The 16,036-nt window shown below is 63.8% G+C and carries 11 protein-coding genes; all 11 read right to left on the reverse strand.

Annotated features, from left to right (window positions below; genetic code table 11):
- Positions 1 to 35 precede the first annotated feature (35 nt).
- The 11 genes from speD to VE009_RS19565 all read right to left on the reverse strand — a co-directional run bounded on the left by speD (position 36) and on the right by VE009_RS19565 (position 16,036).
- Positions 36 to 440: an adenosylmethionine decarboxylase gene (speD, locus tag VE009_RS19515; protein WP_325010509.1), complete on the reverse strand. Its 405-nt coding sequence runs from the start codon at positions 438 to 440 to the stop codon at positions 36 to 38.
- Between the two features lie 297 nt (positions 441 to 737).
- Positions 738 to 1,880 carry an N-acetylglucosamine-6-phosphate deacetylase gene (gene nagA, locus VE009_RS19520; RefSeq protein WP_325010627.1) on the reverse strand — a complete coding sequence of 381 codons (1,143 nt, stop codon included), beginning with the start codon at positions 1,878 to 1,880 and terminating at the stop codon, positions 738 to 740.
- Between the two features lie 192 nt (positions 1,881 to 2,072).
- Positions 2,073 to 4,247: a Sip1-related alpha-galactosidase gene (locus VE009_RS19525; RefSeq protein WP_325010511.1), complete on the reverse strand. Its 2,175-nt coding sequence runs from the start codon at positions 4,245 to 4,247 to the stop codon at positions 2,073 to 2,075.
- 69 nt (positions 4,248 to 4,316) lie between these two features.
- Positions 4,317 to 7,463: an alpha-mannosidase gene (locus VE009_RS19530; protein ID WP_325010513.1), complete on the reverse strand. Its 3,147-nt coding sequence runs from the start codon at positions 7,461 to 7,463 to the stop codon at positions 4,317 to 4,319.
- A 34-nt stretch (positions 7,464 to 7,497) separates the two neighbouring features.
- On the reverse strand, positions 7,498 to 8,475 hold the full coding sequence (locus tag VE009_RS19535) for an ROK family protein (RefSeq protein WP_325010514.1): 978 nt from the start codon (positions 8,473 to 8,475) through the stop codon (positions 7,498 to 7,500).
- Entirely contained in the window at positions 8,472 to 9,104 is a 633-nt protein-coding gene (locus tag VE009_RS19540; protein ID WP_325010516.1) for an SIS domain-containing protein, read from the reverse strand. Before VE009_RS19540 ends, VE009_RS19535 begins: the two co-directional genes overlap by 4 nt.
- 10 nt (positions 9,105 to 9,114) lie before the next feature.
- Positions 9,115 to 9,897 (reverse strand): DeoR/GlpR family DNA-binding transcription regulator, encoded by a 783-nt coding sequence (locus tag VE009_RS19545; protein ID WP_325010518.1) that lies wholly within the window; start codon positions 9,895 to 9,897, stop codon positions 9,115 to 9,117.
- A 12-nt stretch (positions 9,898 to 9,909) separates the two neighbouring features.
- Positions 9,910 to 12,351 carry an alpha-mannosidase gene (locus VE009_RS19550; RefSeq protein ID WP_325010519.1) on the reverse strand — a complete coding sequence of 814 codons (2,442 nt, stop codon included), beginning with the start codon at positions 12,349 to 12,351 and terminating at the stop codon, positions 9,910 to 9,912.
- Between the two features lie 19 nt (positions 12,352 to 12,370).
- Positions 12,371 to 14,194, reverse strand: coding sequence for an MBL fold metallo-hydrolase (locus tag VE009_RS19555; protein WP_325010521.1), 1,824 nt, complete (start codon positions 14,192 to 14,194; stop codon positions 12,371 to 12,373).
- Between the two features lie 49 nt (positions 14,195 to 14,243).
- On the reverse strand, positions 14,244 to 14,939 hold the full coding sequence (locus tag VE009_RS19560) for an aspartate/glutamate racemase family protein (protein WP_325010523.1): 696 nt from the start codon (positions 14,937 to 14,939) through the stop codon (positions 14,244 to 14,246).
- A 173-nt stretch (positions 14,940 to 15,112) separates the two neighbouring features.
- Positions 15,113 to 16,036 carry a class II fructose-bisphosphate aldolase gene (locus VE009_RS19565; RefSeq protein WP_325010524.1) on the reverse strand — a complete coding sequence of 308 codons (924 nt, stop codon included), beginning with the start codon at positions 16,034 to 16,036 and terminating at the stop codon, positions 15,113 to 15,115.

Below are 16,036 nucleotides of genomic sequence, written 5' to 3' on the forward strand. Positions count from 1 at the left end.
CGGTTCCATGGCCTTCGTTTCATCGTCTTCGGTTGTTATTTCGCCGCGCCGACCGTCGTCTTCATCTCCGGCTCCACCACTTGGAGCTCGCCGATGCCGCGGATCAATTTCTTCGCATGCGTCGTCTCCGGCTGCAGCACTTCGACCAGGTAATCGATCGCGACTTGCGGATCGACCGTCTCGCCGCACGTGTAGCAGTCGATAGCGGCGAATCCTTTCTCAGGATACGTATGGATCGAGAGGTGGCTCTCGGACAAGAGCACAAGCACCGTCGCGCCTTGAGGTTCGAACTGTTTGGATTGAACGGACAACACGCAAGCGCCGCTCGCTTCTGCCGCTTCAACCAGCTGGGATTGCAACCATTCCGCGCTGTTCAACTTCTCGAAGTCTACGCCCCAAGCGTCAACGGCAACATGTCTACCGAAAGTAGAGTATTCCATCTTTCGGGTTCCCCCTTCCTAGGAATAAAATGTGTAACCAAATTTCATCCGCTAGGACCTACGTCATTCACTGCTTTAGGGGATCAATCTCGCGATAATCCATGTCCTGAGTGAATCCTGGTTCCTATTAATTTTTCAACGATGTTAAAAGTAACATCATTCGTATGGAATTGCAATACTTTTTTTCGGAAAATGACCGCCCGCCGAAAATCTTAACATTTCCGTCCGCCCCCCTCACTTTATGCGGAGTTTTCGATTTCGCTACAGCGCCGAAGCTCGCCGCCGCGAAGCCGGTTTCTAGCAAGGGAACACCTGCCTGCCGTTCACGAACGTTCGCAGCGCTTCGAACGATTCGCTCATGAGCACAAGGTCGGCATCCGCCCCCGGCTCGATCCGCCCCTTGTTCGGCAGGCCGAGCAAATCGGCCGGCGTTCGCGTCGCCATGGCGACGGCGTCGGGCAGAGGAATGCCCGCGCGAACCGCCTTCGCCAGCGCCTCGTTCATCGTCACCGTGCTCGAAGCGAGCGTGCCGTCCGAGAGCGTGGCGACGCCGTGCGCAACGGTCACCTCGTGACCCCCGAAGACATACGTGCCGTCTCCCAGCCCCATCGCCTGCAGCGCGTCCGTAATCAGCACCATCTTGTCCGCTCCCTTCTCCCGATACAGGAGGCGGACCATCGCCGGATGCAGATGGACGTCGTCCACGATCGCCTGCACGCTTACGTGCGGCATCTCGAACGCGGCGAGCACCAAACCGGGGTCGCGGTGGTGGATCGGACGCATCCCGTTGCAGCAGTGCGTCACATGGCTCGCGCCGCCCCGGAACGCCAGCAGCGCCTCTTCGTATGTAGCGTCCGAGTGCGCCACGGCCGCGATCACGCCCCGTTCCTTCAGGAAAGCGATCATCTCCATGCCCCCGGGCAGCTCCGGGGCGAGCGTCACCATGCGGACGAGCGAGCCCGCGCGCCGCAAAATCGCCTCCATCTCCGAGATGTCGGGGTTGCGCAAATATTTTTCGTTCTGCATCCCTTTCCGCTTCGCGTTCAAGTACGGCCCTTCGATATGGATGCCGGCGATTCGCGCGCCGCTCTCGCGCCCGGCCGCCGCGGCCACGCCGGAGATCATGGCGTACAAATCCTCCAGCGAGGAGGAGACGGACGTCGCGAGGAAGGAGGTGCAGCCCGTCCGGGCGCAGGCGAGCGACACCGCTTCGACGCTTCGCGCGGTGCCGTCCATCAGGTCGTACCCGTCGGCGCCGTGGATGTGGACATCGATCATGCCGGGCAGCAGCCATCCGCCGTGCCCGTCGATCGACGCTTCGGCGTCCGCGCCGTCGATATCGCCGACGGCTGCGATTTTCCCGTCTCGAACGAGCAGGCCGCCTTCGACCGGCTCCCCGCCCGTAAACAGGCGGACATTATGAATGAAGAGCGAATTCATCGGCAACTCCCCCACAAAATTATTCACCCGAAGCCCCCGAGTCGCGCCGGGTTTGCCCGCGAACGCTCGAATCGCCTGGTCGACGGTACCGCCGTTCGCCCGCCGCACGCCCGCTGCGCGTCCCGTCACTCGCTGCAAAGCCCCTCGCCGCGTCCGAGACGCGGGCAAGGGGCTCTGCATCGGCTGCATCGCTCATTCGCCGCCGAACGCGATATCGATCGCGACGGGCCCCGCTAGATCCCCGCAGTCGACGATGTAGCCGCGCGCCTCTCCGTTCCACGGCTCCGCGGCCGCGGGACGCCCGTTCGCCCGGACGGACGCCGGCTCCCTTGCCGAGGCGAAGGCGAAGCGGCCGCCCTCGACCAGCCGGACGAAGGCCCGATCTTCCTCCGCATGGAACGATGTCACCGCGGCGGATGCGGCCAGCTTGTCGATCAGGCCGATCGGCGTCATGCCGCTCGCGTCCTCCGGCACGATGACGTACACGTTCGCGCCATTCGGCGGAAGCGCGATCTCCCGCCGTTCGTCTTTGCGCAGGCGGAACGCCCGTCCTTCGTTGTGGTCATAAACGAGGAACGCCTCCCCCGCAAGACCCGGAATATCCGACGGTCCGATGCTGCCTGCGACGGCCTCGGCGTCGCGGCGCAGGTGGAAGGCGGCCAGCACGCCCGCGCGGCCGGCGCGGTTCCAAATCTTCAGCGGCGCCTTCGACGATATCGGATCGACCGTCAAGCAGTCTTCGGTCGGCTGCCCCGGCAGGTCGCACCGGATGATCCGCCCGTCCCGGTAGACGAGCGGCCGCAGCAGCTCCGGCTTCGTGCGCCCCGGCTTGTCGCTGATGTAAATCGGGCCGCCGCTGACGGCGCGCAGCGCCATATGCCTTCGATCGTCGCGATGATCGGTCCAGAACATGTCCCAATCGCCCCAGTAGAGCGTGCCGTGGAAGAACGAGTTGTAGGCGTTTTGGAGCGCATGCTCCGCAAACCCGAACTCCGCCTCCGGCACGAAATCGTCGCTGCTGCGGGAGACGGCCGACGCCGGACGATGCCATATATTTTCGGAAGCCATGCCCATGCAGTTGATGACGCAGCCGTCGAAATGCAGCCCGACGGACGCCTCCAGCGCCGCGTGCGCCGCCTCGGCGGCCCGCCCGATCGGCTCGAACTCGGAGAAGAAGTTGGCGATCGCGCTTTGGCTGTCCACCTTGACGAAATCGACGCCCTGCCGCTTTAAATAACCGTGCCAATCGTTCCAGAACCCGAACGCGGCCGCCGCGGACGGCGCGGGCACCCATGCGCCGCCGCCCGTTTCGTACAAATATTGACGATTGCGGGCGAACAGCTCCCCCTCCGGATCGACGCCGCCCCAATACCCGGCAATCGTATGCCATACCCCGACCCAGCGGATGCCGTGCTCCCGCTTCATCCGCCGTATGACGGGCGCGAGCCCCTCCGGAAATTTGCGCTTGTCCGCGTCGTACGAGGCAAGCCGCTTCTCCCGCGTCTCGGACCAGCCGTCGTCGATCATCGCCCATCGGACCGGCACCCCGAGCTCGTGCAGCTCCTTCGTCTTCCGCAGCAGCCCCTCCGCGTCGACCGCATGATAGAACGCGTCCCAGCTGCACCAGCCCAAATAGTCGAACGCCTCCGGATATCGCTTCTCCGCCCTCGGCCTCGTCTCCGCATCGAGCGCGCGAAGCGCCGTCTCGGCGCCGTCTGCCGCGAGCCGATACGGGTCGGCTCCGACGCCCAGGACGAACGCGAGCGTCCGGCATTCGCTAAGGCCGCCCCGATAGGAGGCGATCCGCACTTCGAGACCGCGCTCCCCGCCTCGAAGATCGGCCCGATACGCTTTGTCCGTAACGGGCAGCACATGCGCGTAACGGTCGGTCGTCCGCCACAGCAGCGACAGCGTCTTCGGCGGCAGCTTGCGCACGTCCGGCTCGAAGAACGGGCGCGTCCACCAATCTTTATGCTGGTAGTTCGCCATCAGCGCCTCTAGTCCCGGGACGCCGCCGACCCGGACGGCGAGCGCCTCGAACGGCGCGAAATGCAGACGGTCGCGGAACAGCTCCTTGTTCTCGACAAGGGCGCGCACAAATACGGCCGCGTGCGCGCCCGCCGAGACGACGTCCAGCTCCGCCGCGACGGCGCCGTTCCCATCGCCGCCGCTCGAGAACGCCAGCGTCGCGCGCGCCTCCGCGTCGAGCCGCCCGGCGCGTCCGCCCGCGCCGAGCCGGACGTCCCGCAGCCGCAGCGGGACGTTCGCGCCGTCGCTCCGCGCCGCCGCGAGCTCCACCTTCTCCAGCACCGGAGCGCCGTCGAATAGAAGATCGAACCCTTGATCTTGTTCGCGTACCGAAAACATACAGCCGCCCTCCCCTTTACACGTCCCTACTTCCCTACAAAACCTGATCCATTTCAAACCAGGCGGAACTCAAAACCAAATCTTGAACGTCTTGATCTCGAACGGGCGTAGCGAAAACTCGAGCTCCCCGCCCGATACGGCAACCGGCGCTTCTCCTTCCTCGACCAAGTTGCAGAGCGCCGCCCGGCGAATCGGGCGGCCGAAGGCGAGCCGGATGCCGTCCGCGCGGCACTGCTTATACTCGTACACGCGAACGATGCAAGCGTCGTCGTCCTCGGCTTTCTTCACCGTTTCGACCATGGCGTGATCGCAGGAGAGCGACGCGAAGCCGCCGCAGCCGGGAAGCTCGCCGTCCGGCCGCGCCGTCCGCTCCGCCGCGAGCAGCGGCACGTTCAAATCGTACGCCTCCTCGACGACGCGCCCTTCCCGCCAGCCGCCGGCGTGCGGCAGCAGCGCGTACGTAAACTCGTGCCGCCCCCGGTCGGCCGTCTCGTCCGGCTCGACGGGCGACTTGATCAGCGTCAGCCGCAGCGTATTATCCTTCGCGTCATACCCGTATTTGCAATCGTTAAGCAGCGCGACGCCGTAATTGCCCTCCGACAAATCCGCCCATTTCTGCGCGCACACCTCGAACTTCGCGTAATCCCAGCTCGTGTTCCAATGGGTCGGCCGCTCGATGCTGCCGAATTGGATGTCGTAAGTCGCCTTGTTCGCGCGCACGTGAATCGGGAACGCCGCCTTCAGCAGCACCTGCTTTTCCTGCCAATCGACCTCCGTCCGGAAATCGATCCGCGGCGAATGAGCGTATACCGTGACGCGCTGCGTAATCGTCGAGCGATGGAACCGCCAGACGAGACGCAGGACGCCGCGCAGCGGCCCCTCCTCTTCGACGGCGGCTTCGATCAGTTCGTCCGCCTCGGACAGCTTCTCCTGGTAATACAAGTCGATGTCCCAAGCGTCGAACTTCATCGGGCGATCCTCGAACGCCTGCAGCACGTTGCCGCGTTTCCCCGGCTGCAGCGCTTCCCGTCCGTGCCGCTTGTCGTACAGCGAGACGATGTGCCCGCGCTCGTCGAATCGGATGCGGTACAACGCGGTTTCGACGAGCTCGGGCGTAATCGTCATCGCGCCGGCCGGCGCCGCGGCCCGAGGAACGAACGCCAACGCTCTGTAGCCGAGCGACGGCACCTCGGGCGCCGCCAGTAGCAGCCGCCGTTCTCCCCGCTCTTCGACCGTCTGGGCGAGCCCGGACTCCTCGAGCGCCAAGCCGTCCAGCTCGCTCCGCCAAGGCAGCTCGATCAGCCCGCCGCGCGGCCGCGAGAGCGAGTTGAAGACGACGACGCCGGCCGCCGGTAACCGTACCCGGTCCGCGATCGAACGCAGCGCCGCGTCCAGCGCGCCGCGGCCGATCCGCTCGATTTCGCGGAAATCCTCGCGCGCGTCGTCGTACACCTGCCGAATGGACGACCCCGGCAGAATGTCGTGAAATTGGTTCAGCAAGAGCTTCTCCCAGCCTTCGTTCAGCTCGGCCTGCGGATAATTCGAAGCGCCCAGCAGCCAATCCGCGTACAGCGAAGCCCATTCCGCGTTATGAAACAGCGTTTCGGCCAGCCGGTTCGCCCGTTTGATGAACGCCTGCGACGTATACGTGCCGCGGTGGTATTCGAGGTACAGCTCGCCGTCCCAGACCGGCAGCTTCGCCGGATCGACCCGCGCGGCGAGCCGCTCCAAGTAAGGCTCCAGCTTGCCCAGCTCGAACCGCGGCAGGCCCGGCATGTTTTTCATCGCCCGCGCCGCTTCGAGCATCTCCTTCGTCGGTCCGCCTCCGCCGTCGCCCCAACCGAACGCCAGGATCAGCTCGTCGTTGATGTCCTTCTGCTTATACTGATCCCACGTGCCCTTCACTTGGTAAGGGTCTGCGATGCCGTTATACGTATACGGCTTGCTGCCGACCTCCGGCGTCGTGATGAAGTGGGTCAGGATTTCCGTGCCGTCGGCGCCGCGCCATAGGAACGTGTCGTACGGGAACCGGTTGTATTGGCTCCAGCTGATTTTGCTCGTCATGAAAAAGTCGATGCCGCTGCCCCGAATAATTTGCGGCAGCGCCCAGCTGTACCCGAAAACGTCCGGCAAAAACACGACGTTCGTCTTCCGCCCGAATTCCCGTTCGATGAACCGCTTGCCGAACAACACCTGCCGGATGAGCGACTCCCCGTTCGGCACGTTCGTATCCGGTTCGACCCACATGCCCCCCGCGATCTCCCATTCGCCGGAGGCGATCTTCGCTTTCACCTCGCGGTAAATGTCCGGATAATCTTGCTTCAAAAATTTGTACAGCTGCGGCGACGTATGCAAAAACCGGTACTCGGGATACTGCCGCATGAGATGGAGGACGGTCGCAAACGTGCGGGACGCCTTCTCCCGCGAATGGGCGAGCCGCCACAGCCACGCCATGTCGATGTGCGAGTGGCCGAAGCCGATCACCTTCGGCTTGATCTCCTCAGCCGCTTCGAGCTCCGCGAACGAGGCGGACAGCGTCTCCCACGCTTCCCGAACCGAATCGTAATACGCCTCCGTGCCGAGCCGGATCCAATCGACGCGCAGCGCCGCTTCGTTCAGCAGCTTCAGCAGCTTCGTTCGCCGGAGATCGGTTTCCGGCAGCTCGACCGCGGCCTTCAACATCGTATCGCCTAAAAAGTACAGCCGCTCCGCGCACTCGTCGACGACGACGAGCTGCGCCAGCTTGAACCGGCGGCGGTCCGGCACGCGCAGTACCCCGCTCCAAGCTTTCAGAGCGATATGGAACGCGCCCGAGCGGACGACGTCCGGAGGCAGCCACGCTTCCTCGTGCCACACGTCGATCCCCTGCATCGCTTCGCCGTTCACGTACAAGAGCGCCTCCGCGGTCGAGCCGCCGCCGTCCCGCGGACCGACCAAAAACCGCAGCGCGAGCTTCTTTCCTTCCCGCCATTCCTCCGGAACGGTCACTTCGGTCCGAAACCAAGCCGTCCGGTCGTAGCCGCCCCACTCGCCGCCGACCTCGAACGCCGCCCAATCGCCGTCGTCGAATTCCGGCGCGTGCGCGCCTTCGAGCCGCTGCAGCGCTTCGAAATCCCCTTCGAGATAGCGGAACGCGCGGATGTCCCGCTTCTCCCGATGCACGGTGCCGCGGATGTCGTCGAGATGTTTCCTAAGCTTCTCCTCCGTAAACCACATGATCGAGCCCCCTATTCCTTATCGGCGATGCGCTTCAGCGCGGCTGCAGCTCGTTCATCGCCACGGACAGCGCGGCCACATCCCCGACGGCTTCCCCGAGCGCCGCCGGCACGACGCGGCAGGACGCCGCGGAAATCGGAAGCGCTTCCTCCGCGAGCGTCGCCAACGCAACCGGCTCGAGCAGCTCCCGCTGCCGTCCGTAGATGCTGCCGATGACGATCGTGTCCGGGTTTAAGATATCGACGAGAACGGCGAGCCCTCTCCCCAGCTGCTTGCCGACGAGGCGGAAAATGTCCAGCGCGAGCGGATCGCCCGCCTGCGCCGCTTCGCCGACCAGCTTCGCGGTAACGGCCTCCAGCCGATCCGGCGTCGGGCAGAAGGCGGGCGGATCTCCGGCGGCCAGCCGCTCCGCGGCAAGCGATTTCGCCAATGCCGCGATGCCGCCGCCGCTGCAGAACCCTTCGAACGAGCCCGCTTTGCCGTAGCCGACCGGGCCGTCCTCGGCGAGTCGAACGTGGCCGACTTCGCCGGCCATATCGTTCGTCCCGACGTACAGCTTCCCGTCGAGAATGAGCCCGGCGCCCATGCCGGTGCCGAACGTCAGGAACGCCATGTTGCGGCTGCCGCGGCCGGCCCCCCACCGCCACTCCGCGAGGGCGCAGGCGTTCGCGTCGTTCTGCAGCCCGACGGGCGCGCCGAACCGAGCGCGCAGCGGGCCGGCGACGTCGATCCGGTCCCAGTGCGGCAAATTCGGCGGCGATAGAATCAATCCCCTGCGGCTATCGAGCGGGCTGCCGCAGCTGACGCCGATCGCGTCCAGCCGGGCGACGCCGTGCTCCGCCATCAAGCCGTCCATCTGATGCAGGAACGATGCGACGGCGTCCGCCGGAGAAGCGGGCGTCGGATACGTTCGTTTGCCGACGACGCGCACGCCGCCCCCGCTCGCTTCTCCGAGGACGACGGCGCATTTCGTGCCTCCGATATCGACTCCGCCCAGCAGCTTCCCGTTCATCCGAAAAACTCCTCCTCCAGCATCAGGCATAAAGCATGGTAGATCGGGAGATGCCGTTCCTGCACCTCCCGCGTGCGGTCCCGCGGCACGCGGATGACGACGTCGCATGCGGAGACGAACGCCCCGCCGGTCCGGCCCGCGAGCCCGATCGTCTTCAGCCCGAGCGCCCGGGCGGCATGCAGCGCGAGCAGCACGCTCCGGGAATGACCCGACGTGCTGATGCCGAGCAGGACGTCGCCGGGCTTGCCGTAGCCCAGCACCTGCTGCGCGAACGTCAAATCGGCGGCGACGTCGTTGGCGAACGCCGTCGCGAGCGCCGTCTGGCCGACCAAGGACACGGCGGGCAGCGCCCCCTGCAGCCGATCGGCCAAATATGCGCCGTGCTCGGGCGACGCCGCCAGCAGTTTCCTTCGCACGTCCTCGGGCAGCGGACGCTTCGATTCGAAGCCCTTCATCAGCTCTCCGACGATATGCTCGCAATCCGCCGCGCTCCCTCCGTTGCCGCAGAGGAGCAGCTTCCCGCCGGCGCGGTAGCTGTCCTTCAACAGCTCCGCGGCGGCCTCGATGTCGCCGAGACAAACATCCAGCTCCGGATACGTCTCCACCAGCTTCGTCAGCAGCGGGTCCATAGCGCCCTCCTCACTTCGCTTCGACCGGGCAGACGACGACCTCGACGCCCATCTCCCGAATATGCTTGATCGTCTGGGCGTCGGTCAGGCTGCTCGTGATCAACATGTCGACGTCCCGAAAGCTGCTGAACGAGACGAGGCCTTGGCGCTGAAATTTGCTGTGGTCGGCCAGCACCACGACCTTCTGCCCGGCCGCGATCATCGCCCGCTTGATTTCCGCTTCGTAAATGTCCAAGCTGGTGAATCCTTTGCGCTCCGACACGCCGGAGGCGCCCATGAACGCGTAATGCGCGTTATATTTATGCAGCTCCATCTCGGCCTGCGGGCCGACGAGGCTCTTCGACTTGCGAATGAGTTTGCCGCCGAGAAGGAAAATTTGCGCCTCCTCGTTCTCGCTGCACTGCTCGGCGACGTTAATGCCGTTCGTGACGACGACGAGCCCCGGTTTGTCCTTTAAATAGCGGGCCATGCACCACGTCGTGGAGCCGGCGTCGATGATGACGATTTGATGGCCTTCCACCATTTCCGCCGCTTTTTTGCCGATCGCGTCTTTCTCTTCGAAATGCTGGAGCGTCCGCTGCTGCACCGGCGGAATGACGACGTTCTCGAACTCCTCCAACAAGATGGCGCCGCCGTAATTTTTTTTGATCAACCCTTCCTGCTCGAGCTGATGCAAATCTCTCCGTATCGTTTCTTCCGAAACGTTGAATTCTTGGACCAAATCGGCGACCTTGACGCTGCGCTCTTGCAGCAGCCGCTCCTTGATCTTATTGCGACGCTGGATGACGATCATTCGCATACCCTCCTAAATTTCCAACGATGATTCCCACTCGATCAGATTCGTTTCGCGGACCGGCTCCTCCGGCCGCTTCGGGATGCGGAACGTTTTGATTTCGCAAGGCGCGAATTTCGCCTGGATTTCCCGATTCCATTTCGGCAGGCGGATGACGGCGTCGGTCGCGGCTTTCGTCGTTTCGTAGCAGCGCAAAATCATATCGTCGTTGTCTTCGGCCTTCTTCAAGGCGCCGACGACGACGTTCGGCTTGTCGATCGACAGGAAGCTGTCCGACTGCGGCAGCTCGCCTTCATGATACGTCTCGATGATCGCGATCGGCCGCTGATTTAGTTCGGCCGCCCGCTGCACCGTGCCGGCGTCCTCCCAATTGTTTTCGTGCGGCAGCAGCGTGTAATGGAACGTCTGAATGCCTTGGTCGATAAAGCTGTATTGTCCGTTCGGGTCGGGCACGAGCGGATCGTGATGGGCGTAGATCGGGCTGCGCAGCACGGTCATCGCCATTTCTTTATTATGAATGCTGTAACTGTATTTCGCGTCGTTGATCAAGCTGACGCCGTATACCGTATCTTTGCCGCGCACGATACCCGAATAATCGATCCAGCTTTGGCCGGGCTCCTCCTCGCCGTTATGCTCGCGCTCGATGTATCCGTACGGAATTTCGTAGCTTTGCCGGGTGAAGATCAGGTTGACCGGGAACACGAGCTTCAGCATTTTGAACTTTTCCCGCCAATCGACGGTCACCTTCACGTCGATTCGGTCGAGCTCCCGGTACATGGCGAACTCCTGCACGAGCTTCGAATGGCCGTACTCGCTCGTCACCCGCACGACCGACTTCACCGGCCCGTGCTCGACGCGCTTCACCGACGTCGCGACGAACGCGCCCGCGACCCGGTTGAAATGGAACACGTTATGGCTCCACGTGTCGGAAGCATCCTCGATGACGACCGGCCTCGCGGCGGCTTCCTTGAACACCTCCGTCTGCACCCGCTTATCGAACAAACTGCTGATATACCCCGTCAACGGATCGAATTCGAGGCGGAACCGATCGTTCTCGAGCAGCGTATCGTGCGCGACGATCGGTTGGACGTCCGCCTTCGGCAGCGTCGATGCCGGGTACAATTTATAGACGCGGTATCCCATCGGCGGAAGATCGGCGATAAAGCTGAGCCGGTACCGGCCGTTCGCCGTCGCGAGCGATTGCACCGCTTGGTGCGGCACGACCTTCCCGTCGTTGTCCACGAGGACGGCCGTGTCCTTCAGCCCGCCGATTTCGATTTCGACGTTGACCTTGCTGTTCCACGAATGCGGGTTGAATACGACGATCGGTTTCATGCCCTCCTCTTGCTCGATATGAATGTTCCACGAGAACGATTGGATCGCATAATTGAGCCCACGGTCCGCGATCGCCATCGCCTCTCCGTGCATATGGCGGGCGTCCTCGTACGCCGGCTCGATGCTCGTGCCCGCCAAAATGTCGTGAAACTGGTTGAAGAGCACGTTCTTCCAAGCTTGCGCATAGTTCGAAGGATACGGCTGTCCCGTCGTCCATTCCGCCAGGATGGAAAACTTTTCCGCCGCGATGAGCCTATGCTCCGCCTCCCGGTTCCATTTCTTCACGCCCGAGTGCGCCGCGTAGCAGCCGCTCGCGTGATGCTGCAAATCGTCGTGCACGACGGGGAACGGAAGGTTTCTCGATTCTACCTGTTGGAAAAAGCGGGTCGGCGTGCTGAATTCGAGCGTCGGCGCCTCCGGATCCTCGTTCAGCCTGCGGATGCTCTCGATGTTTTCCTTCGTCGGGCCGCCGCCGTGATTGCCGACGCCGTAGAAACACATCAATTCGTCGAACGGCTCCTTCAATTCGGCCGCGCACCGGCGAACATGCTTATCCAGCTCTTTCCCCCAGGTGCAATATTCGAACATGATGCGGAACGTCAGCACGCGCGAGCCGTCGTCCGACTCCCAATAAAACAGACGGCCCGGCAGCCCCTTCTCGTTCGGCATCGGACGCATCATGACGTAGTAATCCATACCGCTTTTCTTCAAAATTTGCGGCAGCGAGCCGGCATGGCCGAAGCTGTCCACGTTGTAGCCGACCTTCGCGGTCACGCCGAATTTCTCTTTGAAATAACGCTGCCCGTACAGCCCCTGCCGCACGAACGATTCGCCGCCCGGGATGTTGCAATCCGGCTGAATCCACCAGCCTCCGACGATATGCCAGCGGCCTTCCCGCACGCGCTGCCGGATTTCCTCGAACATCTTCGGGTCGTTGTTCTCCACCCACTCGTACATCGCGGCCGAGCTGGACGTGAACAGGAAGTCCTCGGACTCCTTCATTCGGTCCAAGGCGGATCGGAAGGTGGCTTTCGCCTCTTGGAAGCCTTCCTGCCACTGCCACAGCCATACCGGGTCCAAATGCGCGTTGCCGATCATGTGAAGCTTCTTACGTTTCATCGCGATTGCGCCTCCTGATTTAGACGTGTCCGTCATTCCGAATGTCCGCATGCACGTTGACTAACGCTTCGGCCAATTGGCCAAGCCTCTTGCCGCCCACGGTGACGTCGGCGGCGATGCGCCGGCGGCGCGCCGTCAGCCCCTCCGGCGTCCGAAACGCGAACGCGAGCGCCGCCGTTTGGCGAGGCTCCAGCCGGATGCGACGCGCGGGCGGCGCCGTCCAGCCCTCCGGCAGAACGAGCGTCACGGTCGCCTCCGCCGCCGTCGGGAACGGGTTCCGGACTTCCACCCGCGCTTCGGCGGCGTCCCCCGCGGCGAGGTCGAATTCGTACGGGCTGATGACGCAGCCGAAGCCGTCCGCGCCGAAATCCGCGTCCTCGAGCGGCAGCAGCTCGGCATGCAGCCGCGCGAGCGCGGCCCCTCGTTCGTCCAAGGCGTCGTAATATCCCGGCTCCACCCACAGCGGCTCCCAATGCCCCGTCAAAATGACGTCGGGTCGAAGCCGCCGGTACAGCTCCGCGCTGCGGACGTAGTCATCTATTTGAAAGCCGTTCTGGTATACGTAGTTATATTGCAATCCGTCATTCCCTTGATATTGGTCGCCGGTTACGAGCACCCTCTTGCCGTCCGCCTCGAACGAAATCGCCGCGGCGTACCGCGTATGCCCCGGCAGCGCGTGCAGCTCGATTTCGTACTCCTCCCAGCGGAACGGCGCGTCGAGCGCGATTTTCCGATCGACGGGGATCGGGTCGTACCATAAGCACGGCAGATCGTACGCTTCGGGACGCTCCAGCACGTCCGCGAAATGCTCCGCCGCCCACACCTCCGCCCCTTCGGCTTGCCGCAGCGCATTGCAGCCGGCCACGTGGTCGTCATGGTAATGAGTGAGCAGTACCGCCTCGATCCGCGCGACGCCGAACTGCCGCTTCAGGCGAGGGATCGAATACAGCCACGGTCGGCGCGACGCGCGGTCCGTCGGCTCGACGATCCCCGTCGCGAAGTCGTACCCGAAATCGAGCAGCAGCGCTTTGCCGGATGCCGACAACAAGACGTAATAATTCGCGAAGGCCGCCCGGCTCCTCAGCAGATGCTCCGTCACCCGTTCGTACGGACGATCGCGCAGCTCGAACAGCCTTGCGTTATGCCCGCGGTAACGAAGCAGCTGCCGCAGCCGCTCGACCAGCGGGTCGATCGCTTCCGCCGGCCGCTCCATCGGCTCGCCGTGGGACGGGAGCAGCGCGTCGGGGCGCCGCTCCTTCACATCCAGCAGCGAAGCGATGGAGGCCGGCACGCCCTCCGCCCCGTTATAGGTCCATTGCGTTGCCGCCATCGACCACACTTTCCCCGGTCCGTAGATCAAATCGCCGCAGAACGCGTACGTTCTCCCTTGCAGCTCCGTCATGAGCGTAATCGACCCTGTCGTATGGCCCGGCGTCGGCACGACGAGAAACCGAAGCGACCCGCAGGTCCACTCGGCGTAGTCGACGAGCGTGCCGGCGATGCGCACGGGCTCAAGCAGCGAGAAGCGGTCCTGCCGGACGAAATAATTGTTGCGCACGACCCGCCCCTGCCAATGCGCGTCGACGCGGGCGAACAGATCCTGCTCCGCGTGCGGCACCCAAATCGGGATGCCGCGTTGTTCCGCCTTCGGCAGCCCTTGCCCTTGGTCGCGGTGATGGTGCGTCATCAGAATCGCCGCGACGCGCTCGACGCCGATCGACGGCAGTTCGTCCAATACGCCGCCGTCGCCGAAGTCGACGAGCACGGCGTCGGGACCGTCTTTCACGACGTAGACGTTGCAGGTATCCCGGTACATATACAAGTTCTCCGCAAGCTGCTTCAATCGCTTCTCCTCCTTAGCGAGCGATCCGCATCCGCCGCGCGCGCCTCGTTCAGCGGCGTTCGCCCCGTCCCCCGGCGTTCGGCGCCGCGCGTTCGAGCGTTTCCTTCACCCGCTGCATGCCGAGCCTCGGGCTCGCGAGGAAGCGGTCCCGGACCCCCTCCGGAAGGCGGGGAAGCACGCGCGCCATGGACGCCTGCGCAAGCACGACCGTATCGGCGCCGCCGATCAGCCGCTCGAGCGCCTCGGCCAGCGCCGCGTCGTGGCCTTCTTTATCCCCCGCGATGAGCCGGCGGTACGCTTCGTCCACGAGCAGCGGCCGGAATTCCACATCATTCCCGGCTTCGTCGGCTTTCCGGCGCAGCAGCGCGAGGGTCGGCCGGAGCGTCGTGTCGAGCGTCGCCGCCACCCCGATGCGGCCCCCCGCGCGCACCGCCGCCTCCGCCATCGCCTCGTCGATTCGGACGACGGGCACGTCGACGCGCGCCTGCATCGCCGATGCGATTTCGCCGACCGACGAGCAGGCGCTCAAGATGCAGTCCGCCCCTCGCCGTTCCGCGAATGTCGCGTAGGCGCACAACCGCTCTTTCACGGCTTCCGGATCGCCGCCGTTCCCGGCGAGCTCGGGAAGAATCGAGTCGTCGACGAAATTGATGATCTCGCAGTTCGGAATCATGCTCAGAGCCAGCTCCTTCAGCGGCTCAACCGTGACGACCGTCGTATGGATAATGGCCAGCGTGCGGTTCATCGCCGCATCCCCTCCTATCGGCATCATTTCCGACGCCCGCGCAATCGAATCGGTCACGGCGGAATGACGATTTGGTTGGATTTATGAATGGTGTTAACTTATTCTCGAGAATATCCCACATCGTGTCAATGAAAAAGTAACGATCACCTTGCGAAACGCTCGGCATCCCACAATTACGATTCGGTGCCCTCGTTCGCGCGGCCGGCGCTGCCCAGGAAATGGCGGATTTTGTCCGCGACCGCCGCTCGGACGGCATTCCGGCCGCGTTCGAGCTGCTCCGAAGGGAGCGCCTTGCATTCCGCGTTCGTCATGCGCTGCTCCCGTCCCAATGCCGCAAGCAGCGCCAGCTCCAGATCGGTGGCGATGTTCACCTTGCTGATGCCGCCTCCCGGCAGATGGATCGCGCTCGCCATCATGTCGGCCGGCACGCCCGACCCGCCGTGCAGCACCAGATGAACCGGCGTTAAGCGGCGAATCGCCGCAAGCCGGTCCAAATCGATTTTCGGCTGGCGAACGTTGTACACCCCGTGCGCCGTACCGCACGAAACCGCCAGCGCGTCCACTCCCGTCTCGCGCACGAAGCGCATCGCCTCCTCAGGATCCGTGTACAGCTCCTCGTCTTCGTCCGTTTCGATGAAGTCGGTCGTCCCGATCATCCCGAGCTCCGCCTCGACCGAGACCCCTCTGGCGCGGGCGTATTCCACGACCTCTTTCGTCAAGCGGATATTTTCATCAAGGACGTGCTCCGACGCATCGATCATGACGGAGGTAAACCCTGCCTCGATCGCCTGGGCGATCGTCGCCAGCCCTTTGGTATGGTCCAGATGAAGCACCGCGGGCACGGTAATGCGCAATTCGCGGATTTGCCGGTAAAATTCCTCCCCGAACTCCTGCGGCGCGATGCCGTAACGCGCCAATTCTTTCTCCGAAATTTGCACGATCAGGGGCGAGCTCGTTTCCTGCCCCGCTTGCAGCACCGGCTTCACGATCGGCGTATATCTCGGCGAGAACGACCCGACGGCGTAACCCCGCTTTTCGGCCGTCTCCAATGCCTTTTTCAAGGTAATGACGTTATCCGGCCTGTTTCGTACAGTCAT

This window comes from Paenibacillus sp. (assembly GCF_035645195.1).
In the GTDB taxonomy this organism is placed as follows: Bacteria; Bacillota; Bacilli; order Paenibacillales; family YIM-B00363; genus Paenibacillus_AE.

Excerpts from the sequence above, each read along its gene's own strand:
- speD (WP_325010509.1), bottom strand. The coding sequence starts at position 440 with ATGGAATACTCTACTTTCGGTAGACATGTTGCCGTTGACGCTTGGGGC.
- nagA (WP_325010627.1), bottom strand. The coding sequence starts at position 1,880 with ATGAATTCGCTCTTCATTCATAATGTCCGCCTGTTTACGGGCGGGGAG.
- VE009_RS19525 (WP_325010511.1), bottom strand. The coding sequence starts at position 4,247 with ATGTTTTCGGTACGCGAACAAGATCAAGGGTTCGATCTTCTATTCGAC.
- VE009_RS19530 (WP_325010513.1), bottom strand. The coding sequence starts at position 7,463 with ATGTGGTTTACGGAGGAGAAGCTTAGGAAACATCTCGACGACATCCGC.
- VE009_RS19535 (WP_325010514.1), bottom strand. The coding sequence starts at position 8,475 with ATGAACGGGAAGCTGCTGGGCGGAGTCGATATCGGAGGCACGAAATGC.
- VE009_RS19540 (WP_325010516.1), bottom strand. The coding sequence starts at position 9,104 with ATGGACCCGCTGCTGACGAAGCTGGTGGAGACGTATCCGGAGCTGGAT.
- VE009_RS19545 (WP_325010518.1), bottom strand. The coding sequence starts at position 9,897 with ATGATCGTCATCCAGCGTCGCAATAAGATCAAGGAGCGGCTGCTGCAA.
- VE009_RS19550 (WP_325010519.1), bottom strand. The coding sequence starts at position 12,351 with ATGAAACGTAAGAAGCTTCACATGATCGGCAACGCGCATTTGGACCCG.
- VE009_RS19560 (WP_325010523.1), bottom strand. The coding sequence starts at position 14,939 with ATGAACCGCACGCTGGCCATTATCCATACGACGGTCGTCACGGTTGAG.
- VE009_RS19565 (WP_325010524.1), bottom strand. The coding sequence starts at position 16,036 with ATGACTGTACGAAACAGGCCGGATAACGTCATTACCTTGAAAAAGGCA.